This window comes from Roseofilum sp. (assembly GCF_982964205.1).
The window spans coordinates 78380-91015 of sequence record NZ_CEZBFX010000001.1 but is presented as its reverse complement, the minus strand read 5'-3'; the positions used below and the strand labels follow the sequence as shown (position 1 = coordinate 91015).

Here is a 12636-nt window from a genome sequence, read left to right as displayed (position 1 = left end):
TGGCTAGCCTGCCTAAGGACTCTCAATAACCGGTTTATGGTCGATTACCTCATTATAGGAGCGCAAAAAAGCGGGACAACTTCCCTCTATCATCATCTCATTGAACATCCAGGGATCAGTCCAGCGACGGAAAAAGAACTCCATTTCTTTAGCTTACACTTCGATCGCGGCGTTTCCTGGTATAAGGAACAGTTTCCTCAACCGGGAATCAAAGGGGAAGCGAGTCCCTATTATCTCTATCATCCCTGTGTTCCCCAACGGGTTCACCAATGTTATCCAGATGTGAAGTTGATTGTGCTATTGCGCGATCCGGTCAAGCGGGCAATTTCCCATTATTATCATGAGGTAAGGTGGGGATTTGAATCGTTGGGATTAGAAGCAGCGATCGCCAGCGAACCCCAGCGACTGCAAACAGAAGTGGAAAAAATCCAAGCCAACCCCTTTTACCATAGCTTTAACCATCGCCATTACAGTTATTTAGAGCGAGGTATATACATCGATCAACTGCTCCGTTGGCAGCACTACTTTCCTCCAGAACAATTCCTGATTTTACTCGCAGAAGACTTTTATGCTCATCCCCAGGCGATCGCCAATCGAGTCTATGAATTTCTCCAATTACCGCCCCATACCTTAACCGACACTCCCGTTTATGATGCTGGAGATTACCCCAACGTTTCTCCCCAACTGTATCAACAGCTTACCGACTATTTTACCCCTCACAACCAACGTTTATCTGTTTATCTTCATCAACCCTTACCTTGGACTATGACTAAACCATCCAGCCCCATTGATTATGAAGGCGCTTGGGATAACTACGCCCAAAATTGGACATCTACCGATCCCCAATATCAGCATGTTGGCGATGAGTGGATCGGAAAACAAGCAGGAGCCGCATCTTCCCTATCTGAATACGAGCAGTTAATCGAAACCCATTTAATCGCACCTTATATCGAATCTGGCGATCGCGTCCTAGAAATTGGTATTGGTGGAGGTAAAACCGCTGCCCTATTATTGAACTATTGTCAAGAGTTAGTTTGTGCTGATATTTCCGCCCAAATGCTCAAAGCCACTCAAGAAAGATTAGGAACTGAACGTACATCCTACGTCAAACTCAATGGACTCACCCTAGAAAGCATTAAACCGGCAAGTATCGATGTGTGTTTCTGTTACGATACCATGGTTCATATCGAACCGCGAGATATTTATAATTATCTAGTCCAAATCCCCCCACTTTTGCGCGGTAGACGACTCTGTTTATTCCACCATAGTAACATCCTCTCCCCTCTCGGATGGGAAAAATTCCTCAATGACTATCCCCATAATCTCCTTGGAAAACGAGATGGAACTGCCTTTTCCATTATGACCAATGAAATCATGGAAAAATTCCTCACCACCTTGGGCTATGAAATCTTAGAACAAAATACGGAATTAGTGCCCAGAGATTGTATTTGGATCTGTCGCGCTCCTGAACAAAATTAAATTTTCATCTGTCCAATGGTTCATTAAAATCCATGAAAATCCTATTTTTACACCCCAATTTTCCTGCCCAATTCCGCCATTTAGCCAACGTCTTTGGCAGCAACCCCAACAATCAAGTCGTTTTCATTACCAAAAATGAACGCCCAGAATGGGTGATTCCTGGAGTGCAAAAAGTTCTGTTTAATCCCAGTCGGGAACCAAGAGCGGAAACCCATCACTATGTCCGCCCTTTTGAAAGTGCCGTTTTGTATGGTCAAAGTGTGTATCGAGTCGCGGAGAAACTGAGAGCAGAAGGGTTTATTCCCGATATTATGTATGGCCATTCTGGATGGGGACCAACCTTATTTTTGAAAGAAGTTTTCCCCGAATCTCCCCTTCTGTGCTATTACGAATGGTTTTATCACGCCAGGGGAACCGATGCTGATTTTGATCCTTCAGAACCCCTTTCGGCTGATGATTTATGTCGAATTCGGGTTAAAAACGCTGGGATTTTACAAGACTTATATAACTGTGATTGGGGAGTCTGTCCGACCCAGTGGCAAAAGTCCCAATTTCCACCAGAATTTCAAAGCAAGTTATCTGTAATTTTCGATGGCATCGATACAGATTATTTTAAGCCCAATCCAGGCGCAAAAATGAAATTCACCGGTGAAGGATACAGTAAAAATATCGAGCCACTCGATTTATCTGGAGTCGATGAAATTGTCACCTATGCCACTAGGGGAATGGAACCCTATCGCGGCTTTCCTCAGTTCATGGAATCCATTGTTTATCTTCAGGAAAAGCGCCCCAATTGTCATGTGGTGATTGTGGGAGAAGACCGGGTGTGTTACGGTAAATCTTTACCCGATGGCAAAACCTATAAACAGGCGATGTTAGAGCGCTTAAACTTGGATATGTCACGGGTACATTTTACCGGGCCTCTTCCCTATGGACTCTATTTACAAGTCCTACAAGCCTCAACTGTGCGAGTCTATTTAACTCGACCGTTTGTATTATCTTGGTCGATGATGGAATCCTTAGCCACAGGATGTTTAATTGTGGGTTCCGATACTGCTCCGGTACGAGAAATGATCCGGGATGGAGAGAATGGTTTATTAGTGGATTTCTTCTCACCGAAAGAGATTGCTCAACGGGTAGGTGAGGCTTTAGATAACCGCGATCGAATGGCTCCTTTGCGTGAAAAGGCGAGGGAATTAATTGTGGAGCAATATGCGCTGAAGGATTTGTTACCTAAGCATGTTCAAATTGTGGAAAATATCGCTAAGGGAAATCTGCCGAATGCGGATGGAGATGGGTTTACTGCACAGATGAAGGCGTATATGCAAAATGGCAGTGCGAAGGAGTCGAAGGGTAAGAAGAAGAAGAAATCTAAGGGGTTTGCTCTGCCTTAATCAATTAAAAATTGAGGGTCACATCGTAGGGGGGCAGGAAAAGAGAGGTAGAACTTGAATAAGATCGCTTATCTTCCTGTCCACCCTGGACAAACTTTCGATTAATGCTGCAAAGGGTGGACTGATGGAAGGACTCAAGCAAACACCGGTAGGGGCAATTGTGGCAGGAATTATTGAGGGTTCGATAAAGGACACATGAATTCAGAAATGGGAGGGAAAGATACACATGGGCACATAGCCATCTTCTGAAGTAAACCCACCCTTTTCGTTATAAAATTAAGGTTCTGCTTACTGTAGTTTGTTATGAATTATCCCTCTCCTGCTGAATTTTCCACTGGCGATCGCCTGGGTGCTTTGTCTGCTGAAGAAACCGATGCTTTTTTGCAAAGCGTGCAAGCGCAAATGGTTGCTGAAGAGTTTGATGATGGCGATCGCCAAGTTTTGCAACAGATGGTAGAATGCTTGGGCGATTCTAGGGGGATGGTGCGCCTCAGTTTTGCGGAAACCATCGGAAAAATTGGGACACCTGCCACCCCGGTGTTATTGGAAGCTCTACAACATCATACCAATCCTGTCGTGCGACGAGCAGCAGCGAAAACCTTAACCTTAATTGCCGATCCGACAGCGGTTCCCACGCTGGTTCAAGCCCTGCTCAATGATGATGATATGGTGGTTAAAGGCTCTTCTGTGGGAGCTTTAGCCAGAACCGGAGAAGTCGCAGTTCCGGCTCTACTCGATATTCTCTCCAATCCCAATCATCCAGAAAATTATAAGGGATTAGTGGGTTGGGCATTGGCCTTTATTGGTTCGGAAGCCAAGGATTTGGTGTATGAACAAATGTATTCTGAGTCCCCAGAAGTGCGAGCAGCAGTGATAGAAGTGATTGTGCAAGTGGCTCAAGAAAATCCCGGAAACTGCGATCGCGAACTTGAGTTATTATTACAATCTTTAAATGATGCTGCCTCTATCGTGCGCTGTGAAGCCGCAACCGCGTTAGGCAATTTGAAATATACCCAAGGTATTCCTCCGCTTTTAGAGCTACTCCAGCATTCAGAGGCAGAAAGTCGCAAAAGCGCGGCTCTATCCTTAATGAAAATCGGCGATCGAACGGTGATATCATCCCTACAAACTGCTTTAACTCAGGAGAATGAATCCTCTGTAGGGCAAGTGATTAAACTGGCGATTACGAAACTCGAAAATAGCACCCCAGAAGATGATGATTGGGACGAGGAGTAAGGAGGAATGGGCTAAGAGTAACTTACCTTACCCCTCAACACGAGATTATCGTAGGTTGCATCGGCGATCGCCTCTTGCCTCTGAATCCCTGTTGTTGACACTGCCTGCTCTAAAGACGCGTGGATTCTTGGTGCAACGAATCCACAGGGTTTTCAGCATGTTTCTTATAACAATAGGTTGAGAAATCCATTCCAGCCGAAGAATATAGCCATACCTAGACCAATAGTAAACAAGAGGTTCTGAGTCGTTGTGGCAATCAGAACAGCGGCGATCGCCCCCACTAAGCGAGCATTCATCCAACTCATATCTAGCCCACCATCACTCATTAACACTTCTGGCACCACAATCGCAGTCAACACCACAGGCGGGACATAGCGCAAGGCATTCAATAATGAGGGGGACAGAGTGATATGGCGACTCGTCCCAAAGATGACATAGCGAATTGAGAATGTGGCGATCGCCATTCCCGCAATCATAAGTTCTTCATGGATCATAGCTGCTTACTCCCACAGAGTACAGTTCGATTGAATTTCATAGATTCGGTCTGGGTTTGAGAATCCGTTCGCTGAGGACACCAGCAGTAATTCCAGCGATCGCCGCTACGATCAGCCCCAGTTTGTGAGGTAAAGGATAGGCAAGCAGAGCAACCATCCCGGAAACGAGGGTGGAGATCGCCATGGGCTTCGTTTTGACATAGGGCACAATCATGCCGATGAAGGTAACGGACATGGCAAAATCGAGTCCCCAATTCGCGGCATTGGGTAGAGTCTGATCGATCGTAATGCCAAGCAGCGTGGACAATTGCCAACTGACATACATCGTCACTGATGCTCCCAAAAAGTACCAGTGCTTCATCGAAGCACCATCAACCTGTTCGTAACGTCGAATGGCAATGGCAAATGACTCATCTGTGAGAAAAAAGCCCAGAGTCGCCTGCCAGCGTTGGGGCAGGGATTGGAGGTAGGGAAGGAGGCTAACACCGTACAGCAAATGCCGAAGATTGACAATAAAGGTAGTCAATACAATCAGCAGCCAGCCCGTCCCCGCCGCCATCAGACCTACGGCAATGAACTGGGACGATCCCGCATATACAAAGGCTGACATTGCCAACGTGCCGCCAATGGATAGGCCATTGCTGGTGGCCAACGTACCAAAGATAATGCCAAAGGGAATCGCCCCAATAATTAGCGGCAAGATATCCCGCGCCCCAGTCCAGAATTCAGCCTGGGGAGACAGAATTCGCCTCTTTGAGTGAGAACCTTCTTGAAGTTGGATCATTGAGGATAGCCAGTAGACTTGATGATGGCTAGCCTATCAGGATTAATTCCGGTTAATCTTGTACGTTTTTGCAGCCCCGGACATACTGTCCTGGAGTGAGTCCCACTATTTTCTTGAAGTGGCGGTGAAGATGGCTCTGATCGGTAAAGCCGGTTTCCAACGCGGTATTGATAATTGACCAGCCTGCTGCGAGTAACCGTTTAGCTTGGTAAACTCGCACTTGGTTGAGATAGGTGTGGGGTGGCAATCCGACCTGTTTGCGGAAGGTGCGCAAGAGTCGCAATGGAGTTAGATCCACCAGATTAGCCAGTTCTTCGAGGGAAATATTTGCATGGTAGTTGGTATTTAAATACTCGCGCACCCGTTCAACGGTTGAATGTTCTTGACCGATTGGTTTGACCCAGGAGCGATCGCTCGCATGGGCATTAATCAGTTGCGCCATGCCCCACAGAAAGCGGGATTCCCGTTCCAAGGGGGATGGCATGGCTTCGAGACTGCGATGAAGTTGGAGAAGTAAGCGATTGAGGTGTTTGTCGTGAATGAGGGGTGAGGCAAAATAGGGAATTCCCTTGGGGCGCTCGGCCAATTCAGTTGCGGCTTGCTGGAGCCAATCGGCAGCGGGCAAGAGGGTGCGATAAGTCCATCCTGTTTCCAAGACTGCCCCCCCTGTATGAATCGCCCCCGGTTGGGTCACCACCACGCTCCCGGGTGGAGCAATGTAGGTCTCGCCTTCATATTCAAACTCCATTGCCCCAGATTCGACAATGGCAATGCCAAAGCCTTCGTGAGCATGGCGCGAGAAGGAATAGGTAATGTAGGTGGCGTGCAGCATTTCCAGATCGTTGAGGACTGGATCGCGCCAAAATTTGACCTGTTCGGTTGTGGATATCTGATGCGCCATATCGGATAAGCCTCTGGTTCATAACCCTGACGGGGAATATTTCCCAGTCTAATGGATGAGTTGCGATCGCTGTCTTGGACGTTTTTGCAGGCAGTAGGGGTTTGTTATGCTGCTTGGTCTTGGGGCGATCGCCCCATCTCTTGACTCCCTGTCAAGAAGTCGTTAGTCCAGCAAGAATGAATTCAACCGCCGTTTCAGTTTGCTGTTTAACCATTTCAGCACTGAGGAGTGCTTTCTCGGTATTGAGATACTTCAAGTTTTCATAGGCATCAAAGTAGAAAGAACAAACCCCTAAGATATTAATGGCGGTTAGAAATGGATCGACCGGTCGAAATTGCCCTTCCGCAATTCCTCGCTCCAAGATCTGAACAATGGATTGAAACCCGGCTTCCCAACCCGTCTGTTCGCCGTAGCGTCCTTGATTCTGAATGGCTTCTTGAAACCAGAGCATTCCATGCCAACGATGACTCACTTCAAACTCGATATAGTTTCGCACAACCGTTTCTAATGCCTGTTCAGGGGATAATCTCTCTAAATCAATCGATTGAAAAGCCTGGTTAATTTCATCAACCAGCTCCTGCAAGACGGATTGATACAAGGTTTCTTTGTTTTTAAAGTAGTAGCAGAGCATCGCCTTGGTTACTCCACTGCGAGTTGCGATCGCTTCCGTCCTTGCGCCAGATAAACCATACTGTGCAAATTCTTCAATCGCGGCGGCCAGAATATTAGCTTTTGTAACTTCTGGATTACGCCTTTGTTTCTCTTTCTTGGCAGTCGGGTCAAATGGCTTGGACACGATCTAGAGCATTTTCGTAAACAGACTACTCTATCGAGCCTAAACCTTATTTTCCCTCAGCAGCACTTGACAGGCTAACTAAATGAGTGTTTAACTAACTGGACATCAAAGATGTTAGCAGGTTACCCTCATCAACCCATCTAACTCCTTCCACTACCTCTAGTTTTGGGAACAACCGCCTTAGATCATCCGTATCTTCCCAATGAGTTGTCACCTTGTTGGATTTGAGTACACCAGCTTGCGCAAGTAAAAACGCACCTGTACACACTGATGCAACGATTGATGCTTTATTTGCCTGTAGCGATATCCATTCTATAACGTGAGTCTTCCTCATCTCACGAATGTGTACACCCCCAACCACGATCAGAACATCAATCGAAGGGTGATTTGAGAAGCCAAAGTTGGGCAGCACCATATAACCACCCCTAGCTTTGATTGGCTCATTCGACTCTGCTACTAAAAACACATTGAAAAGATCGACTTCCTCACTAAGCCTAGCAGCCGTAGAAAATACCTCGAACGGATCAGAGAAATCTAATACTTCTGCTTCTTCATAGATATATATCCCGATATTCATTTGATACTCTCTTTACTCATAACGGCAGCGTTGTGCGGCGGCAGGCAGCCTTAAATACTCACCGACAACCTATGTTCTATCCTGCACCAACGCAGTGTTAGGCTGCTAGTATACACTAAAATTTTAGGTAAATTTAAGCTGTTTTTCAACTGAATCTTATCCGCATGACTTGTCTCAATCGAGTAAAAAATTTAGCCTCTCTCGATCGCTGGGCGAACAGAGTGGGCGATCTGCTAGGGTTGTAGAGTTGCAGGTTGATCTTGGGCGCGATCGCTTTCTCGGTCAATAATCATCCGCTCAATGTTTTCCCTCAGAAGCACTTGACAGCACAACTAAACAGACGTTTAACTAACTAAACACCTGTTTAACTTACGTTCCTTCATTATGCAACCAATTCTTCCTGGTGCGCCTTGGCTAATCGCGCACAAGTCCATGCTGGGTATCAATCGCCCATATAAAGTCACCTTGAATGCCCAAGATTATGTCCTTTGGCAGAATCCCTCTGGAGAAGTATTCGCTCTCAATAACATTTGTCCGCATATGCAAGCCCCTTTATCCAATGGCTGGATTTGTGAGCAGCACAATACGATAGCCTGTCCATTTCATGCTATAGAATTCGACGGATCGGGTCACTTGTGGCGAGAAGGTCAGTTGAGTCAAGCGCCATTGGCTGACCCCTTAGAGTTAATTGTTGATGGCGATTTGATCTGGACTTACGGTGGATTTGAGCCTCGGTTCCCTGTTCCTGAGTTGCACCGACAGGTCGCCTCTGAGTACGAATTTCTAGGCGTAACAGCCCAGAGAAGCATTCAAAGTGATTTTTTGAGTAGTCTGATGATTAACTACGATCACGATCATCAAAATGGCACCCATCGAGAATTTTTTAAAGTTAAATCCTGTCAGTCGAAATTCGTAACTAAAGAGGGCATCTATGCCAAGGTTTCGCAAACTGTGGAGAAAGCTGATTATACACCAGAGGAAATTGCCGCCAATCCTGCCCTAGGAGCTATTCCAGAAATTATGCATAATTTTCTAGAATATGTGTTTCCATCAACACAGTTCTTTTGCTTAGTTTCCCCTGATGTTCAAACTTATCAAGGTCATATTCTTTATCCGGAAACAGAGACGACAACCAAAACATTTATTTTGCTCTATGCAAAATTCAGCGATCCCGCACTGAAATCGGTCATGCAAGAGTCCTTACTCAATATGGCTTCAATTGTGGTTGTGGTGCAACAAGACGTTAAATGTCTTGAAAGTTTATATCCACGGCAAAAAGCTAAAATTCATCTGCCTAATGAAGAAATTATGTTCTACGCAGAAGACCTTTATCAACACTGGGACTCGATGCTTACACTCTGATGTTTTAAGTATTGTAAAGTTGGCCTAGCTCCTTCTATTGCTGCATTAATCCAATCACTATGAGTTTCTGAATTCACTTCTGCTGCTCTTCTATTGATTGTTTTTTCTATTATTGAATCAATCACAGTATTTTCACCATCAAAATATTCAACTTCCACAAATACCTGAGCAAAAAATATAGCATTACCTCGTTCGCTTATTATTTTCGCCAACTTGTATTCACCAATCATAGTACTTACCTCTGTCTAAAACATTTCAATTCCTAGAAATATCCTATTCTAACGTTACACCACTGGCGAAAAAAGTTTACGCCTTACTCATGCCCAGTTGCTCGCTGTCCCCTGGTAATGGGATAATCAACTGCATAAACTCTTTATCCCTGCTCTTAAGTTAATGATGGATTGTATTCACGTCTCCAATATTCGCTGTTATGGATATATTGGCTACTTACCGGAAGAAAAAATACTGGGACAATGGTTTACAGTTGAGCTGTCCCTGTGGTTAGATTTATCGGTATCTGGAGCGAGTGATGATCTCGATGATACGTTCAATTATTGTGAAGCGATTGAGATCGTTAAAGGAATTGTGAGTAGCAATAAATTTGACTTAATCGAGAAATTGGCGACGGCGATCGCCGATGAACTTCTAAACCGGGAAAACCAACCCCACCAACGCCCTCCCGTACAAAAAGTTGGTGTACGCGTGATTAAATCTCCTCCCATACCCGACTTTAGCGGCCAAGTCACGGTTGACATTACTCGCACGAATCCCCAATTTGCCTAATTCCAGTCAACAGAGCAGATTGATTATCTTCAATTCGCTTGAGGCCCCCCGCCTTTTGCAAGAAACTGTTACATTAGTTTATAGGCAAATGAGATTGACAATACACTACAGTAGTAGACTCTTGTTCAATCTGATTTGCAAAAGCGGCTCCAACCTAAAAGGCTAGAAGTTGTCGCGGTGAACTGTACGGAGGTCTAACGTGAATAACCCGTCGAATCAAAATCCTGAATTATTTCAGGGCGACACTGACAATAACTTATTATGGGACTATGTTCAATCCTTGAGTCCGGAAACCGTGGCTCAACTCTCTAAACCTACCTCTTCGGAAGTTTTCCAAGTCATGGAAAACAACATCATGGGACTTCTGGGCCATCTCCCATCAGAACAGTTTGGGGTTACCGTAACAACCAACCGAGAAAACCTAGGTCGCCTCTTAGCCTCTGCCATGATCAGTGGCTATTTTTTGCGTAATGCCGAACAGCGTATGATGTTTGAAAATACTTGGTCAGCCTCTGAATCCCACGCAAGTGAGATGGAGTAAAGTTTACTGAAGTCAAGTTTCCAGTAAGTTCAGGTGTCTTCATTATCTAAATCACTACAAACTCCTTGGAAGTCGCCTGAACCGGCTGTTCTTGAGGATCTCCGGACTTCTTTGCTGCGCTGGTATGGTGATGCGGGTCGGGTCTTGCCTTGGCGAAAAGAACGAGACCCTTACCCCATCTGGATTTCTGAGATCATGCTCCAGCAAACCCAAGTGAAGACGGTTTTACCCTATTACGATCGCTGGTTGCACGCTTTTCCCACCCTAGAAACCTTAGCTCAAGCTAATCTGCAACAGGTGCTGAAACTCTGGGAGGGACTCGGTTATTATAGCCGGGCGCGAAATTTATATCGAGCAGCCCAGCAAGTCATGGAAGAGCATCAGGGCATTTTTCCCCAACAGCTAGAAGCGGTTTTAAGTCTACCAGGTATTGGCCGGACAACGGCTGGCGGCATTCTCAGCGCTGCCTTTAATCAGCCCATTTCCATTTTAGATGGTAATGTTAAACGCATTTTGGCTAGACTAATAACGCTACCGAAGCCCCCAGGGAAATCCCAGAAACAGCTTTGGGCATTATCTGATGCTATTGTAGATCGGGATCGTCCGAGAGACTTTAATCAAGCTCTGATGGACTTAGGGGCAACCCTTTGTACTCCGAAAGTGCCAAAGTGCGATCGCTGTCCTTGGAATTCCCATTGTCTCGCCCATCAAACCGGAACCCCTACCCATTGGCCCATGCGTGAAACTCCCCCTGTTCGGCCCCACAAAAACATCGGTGTTGCCGTCATCTGGAACGATCGAGGACAACTGCTCATTGACCGTCGTTTAGACAAAGGATTACTTGGGGGTTTGTGGGAATTCCCAGGTGGCAAGCTCGAACCGGGCGAAACGCTTCCAGAATGTATTAAACGGGAAATTCAAGAAGAATTAGCGATCGAGATAGAAGTGGGCGATCGTCTAATTACCATTGACCATGCCTATACCCATTTTCGGGTCACCTTAAATGTTTATAATTGTCGCTACGGTTCGGGTACGCCTCAAGCGATAGAATGCCAAGAAATTCGTTGGGTTACCTTAGAAGAATTAGACCAATTTCCCTTTCCCAAAGCTAATCTGAAAATTATTGAAGCCCTACGCGAGCAGGGAATAGGGTATAGGCAATAGCTTGTATAGCTAACTTTCTGCCCCAGTCTCAAAAATCGTGACACAATACGGTATAGTTTCAACCTTTGTCTACTCTTCCCTGCTCTCTATGGCTGATTCAACCCGTCGTAAATCTAAACCTATTGTCCTCACATCCCATCCTCGCAGCAGTGGGGCAAAACCGATCGCCATTGATTGGGGCAATTCCGATCCGATTGCCAGAGGACCAGTAATTGCTACATTAACCAATCCTGCTCACCGAAATGTGATAGGAACCCATTCCGGTTCCTATGCCATTTATCGTGCCCTAGCGGTTGCTCGTCAAGCGCTGAATCCAGAACATCGAGCGGATCTAACCAATACGGCACCCGTGGCAGACATTGGTCCCCATCCCAGTTGGACCGATCCGGATAAAATTGTTTCTCTAGACCCCTTTGGCGCTCGTGTGGGTGACATTTATACGCAATTCTACGAACAAGGAATCGATATTCGGCCAACAATCGCCATTACCCAAGCCCATATCAATATGCCCGAACTTCAAGAAGCCGTCAGTAAGGGACGGTTGAACGTTGATGGCCAGATCTTAAAGGAAGGTGGGGATTTAGTCGTGGTCAAAGCAGCGATCGAACCAGTGTGGTATTTACCGGGAATCGCCAAACGCATTGGGGTAGAAGAAATGGATTTGCGTCATGCCCTGTTTGAACAGACGGGGGGCATGTTTCCGGAGTTGGTGACGCGGCCAGATTTGGTGTTATACTTGCCCCCCATCGGTGGTTCAACGGTGTATTTGATTGGCGATTTAAGGGCAATTGCGGATCGAGATCGCCCCATCGCTGTTCGCGTCCATGATGAGTGCAATGGTTCTGATGTCTTTGGCTCCGATATTTGCACCTGTCGTCCCTATCTTGCCCATGGGATTGAGGTCTGTATTCGGACTGCCCAAGAAGGGGGCTTAGGGGTAATTGTCTATTTCCGGAAGGAAGGTCGTGCCCTGGGTGAAGTCACTAAGTTTCTCGTCTATAATGCTCGCAAACGTCAGGAAGGAGGCGATCGAGCAACAGCCTATTTTGAGCGCACCGAATGTGTAGCGGGAGTTCAAGATATGCGCTTTCAGGAATTTATGCCCGATGTCTTGCATTGGTTAGG

At 46.1% G+C, this 12636-nt stretch carries 13 protein-coding genes and 1 pseudogene; 8 read left to right on the top strand and 6 right to left on the bottom strand.

The genetic code is table 11. From position 1 onward, the window contains the following. The first annotated feature begins 36 nt into the window (after window positions 1-36). The 3 genes from AC3A14_RS00435 (at window position 37) to AC3A14_RS00425 (ending at window position 4109) form a co-directional block, all read left to right on the top strand. Window positions 37-1479: a sulfotransferase gene (locus tag AC3A14_RS00435; RefSeq protein ID WP_318731974.1), complete on the top strand. Its 1443-nt coding sequence runs from the start codon at window positions 37-39 to the stop codon at window positions 1477-1479. Between the two features lie 32 nt (window positions 1480-1511). Then, window positions 1512-2873: a glycosyltransferase family 4 protein gene (locus tag AC3A14_RS00430; RefSeq protein ID WP_318731973.1), complete on the top strand. Its 1362-nt coding sequence runs from the start codon at window positions 1512-1514 to the stop codon at window positions 2871-2873. A gap of 303 nt (window positions 2874-3176) precedes the next feature. Further along, a complete protein-coding gene (locus tag AC3A14_RS00425) occupies window positions 3177-4109 on the top strand; it encodes a HEAT repeat domain-containing protein (protein WP_318731972.1) in 933 nt (310 codons plus the stop codon). A gap of 164 nt (window positions 4110-4273) precedes the next feature. On the opposite strand, the gene AC3A14_RS00420 is transcribed toward AC3A14_RS00425, so the two are convergent. The 5 genes and pseudogenes from AC3A14_RS00420 to AC3A14_RS00400 all read right to left on the bottom strand — a co-directional run. Further along, the gene (locus tag AC3A14_RS00420; RefSeq protein WP_318698560.1) at window positions 4274-4603 is read right to left on the bottom strand and encodes an AzlD domain-containing protein; all 330 of its coding nucleotides are present in this window, start codon (window positions 4601-4603) and stop codon (window positions 4274-4276) included. Between the two features lie 37 nt (window positions 4604-4640). Next, window positions 4641-5345 carry an AzlC family ABC transporter permease gene (locus AC3A14_RS00415; RefSeq protein ID WP_413039058.1) on the bottom strand — a complete coding sequence of 235 codons (705 nt, stop codon included), beginning with the start codon at window positions 5343-5345 and terminating at the stop codon, window positions 4641-4643. Between the two features lie 94 nt (window positions 5346-5439). Beyond that, window positions 5440-6288: an AraC family transcriptional regulator gene (locus tag AC3A14_RS00410; RefSeq protein ID WP_318698562.1), complete on the bottom strand. Its 849-nt coding sequence runs from the start codon at window positions 6286-6288 to the stop codon at window positions 5440-5442. Window positions 6289-6439: 151 nt separating this feature from the next. After that, the gene (locus AC3A14_RS00405; RefSeq protein WP_413038690.1) at window positions 6440-7087 is read right to left on the bottom strand and encodes a TetR/AcrR family transcriptional regulator; all 648 of its coding nucleotides are present in this window, start codon (window positions 7085-7087) and stop codon (window positions 6440-6442) included. 106 nt (window positions 7088-7193) lie between these two features. After that, window positions 7194-7661: pseudogene (locus tag AC3A14_RS00400) on the bottom strand (DJ-1/PfpI family protein); the annotation flags it as partial. Between the two features lie 384 nt (window positions 7662-8045). Between AC3A14_RS00400 and AC3A14_RS00395 the strand changes: the two are divergent. Next, a complete protein-coding gene (locus AC3A14_RS00395) occupies window positions 8046-9023 on the top strand; it encodes a Rieske 2Fe-2S domain-containing protein (RefSeq protein ID WP_318731970.1) in 978 nt (325 codons plus the stop codon). Here AC3A14_RS00395 and AC3A14_RS00390 read toward each other — a convergent pair. Beyond that, the gene (locus AC3A14_RS00390) at window positions 8993-9253 is read right to left on the bottom strand and encodes a hypothetical protein (RefSeq protein WP_318698566.1); all 261 of its coding nucleotides are present in this window, start codon (window positions 9251-9253) and stop codon (window positions 8993-8995) included. The genes AC3A14_RS00395 and AC3A14_RS00390 overlap by 31 nt on opposite strands. A gap of 166 nt (window positions 9254-9419) precedes the next feature. Between AC3A14_RS00390 and folB the strand changes: the two genes are divergently transcribed. From folB to AC3A14_RS00370, 4 genes are all read left to right on the top strand, one after another. Next, complete coding sequence (gene folB, locus AC3A14_RS00385) at window positions 9420-9806, top strand: dihydroneopterin aldolase (RefSeq protein ID WP_413038691.1); 387 nt, start codon at window positions 9420-9422, stop codon at window positions 9804-9806. Window positions 9807-10005: 199 nt separating this feature from the next. Continuing rightward, window positions 10006-10347 (top strand): DUF760 domain-containing protein, encoded by a 342-nt coding sequence (locus tag AC3A14_RS00380; protein WP_318698568.1) that lies wholly within the window; start codon window positions 10006-10008, stop codon window positions 10345-10347. A 33-nt stretch (window positions 10348-10380) separates the two neighbouring features. Then, on the top strand, window positions 10381-11511 hold the full coding sequence (gene mutY, locus AC3A14_RS00375) for an A/G-specific adenine glycosylase (RefSeq protein ID WP_318698569.1): 1131 nt from the start codon (window positions 10381-10383) through the stop codon (window positions 11509-11511). An 88-nt stretch (window positions 11512-11599) separates the two neighbouring features. Further along, window positions 11600-12636: GTP cyclohydrolase II (locus AC3A14_RS00370; protein WP_487778890.1), on the top strand; the 1037-nt coding region annotated here is incomplete at its 3' end.

Coding starts and splice junctions, on each gene's coding strand:
- AC3A14_RS00390 (WP_318698566.1), bottom strand. CDS start 9,253: ATGATTGGTGAATACAAGTTGGCGAAAATAATAAGCGAACGAGGTAAT.
- AC3A14_RS00420 (WP_318698560.1), bottom strand. CDS start 4,603: ATGATCCATGAAGAACTTATGATTGCGGGAATGGCGATCGCCACATTC.
- folB (WP_413038691.1), top strand. CDS start 9,420: ATGGATTGTATTCACGTCTCCAATATTCGCTGTTATGGATATATTGGC.
- AC3A14_RS00395 (WP_318731970.1), top strand. CDS start 8,046: ATGCAACCAATTCTTCCTGGTGCGCCTTGGCTAATCGCGCACAAGTCC.
- AC3A14_RS00435 (WP_318731974.1), top strand. CDS start 37: ATGGTCGATTACCTCATTATAGGAGCGCAAAAAAGCGGGACAACTTCC.
- AC3A14_RS00425 (WP_318731972.1), top strand. CDS start 3,177: ATGAATTATCCCTCTCCTGCTGAATTTTCCACTGGCGATCGCCTGGGT.
- AC3A14_RS00410 (WP_318698562.1), bottom strand. CDS start 6,288: ATGGCGCATCAGATATCCACAACCGAACAGGTCAAATTTTGGCGCGAT.
- AC3A14_RS00430 (WP_318731973.1), top strand. CDS start 1,512: ATGAAAATCCTATTTTTACACCCCAATTTTCCTGCCCAATTCCGCCAT.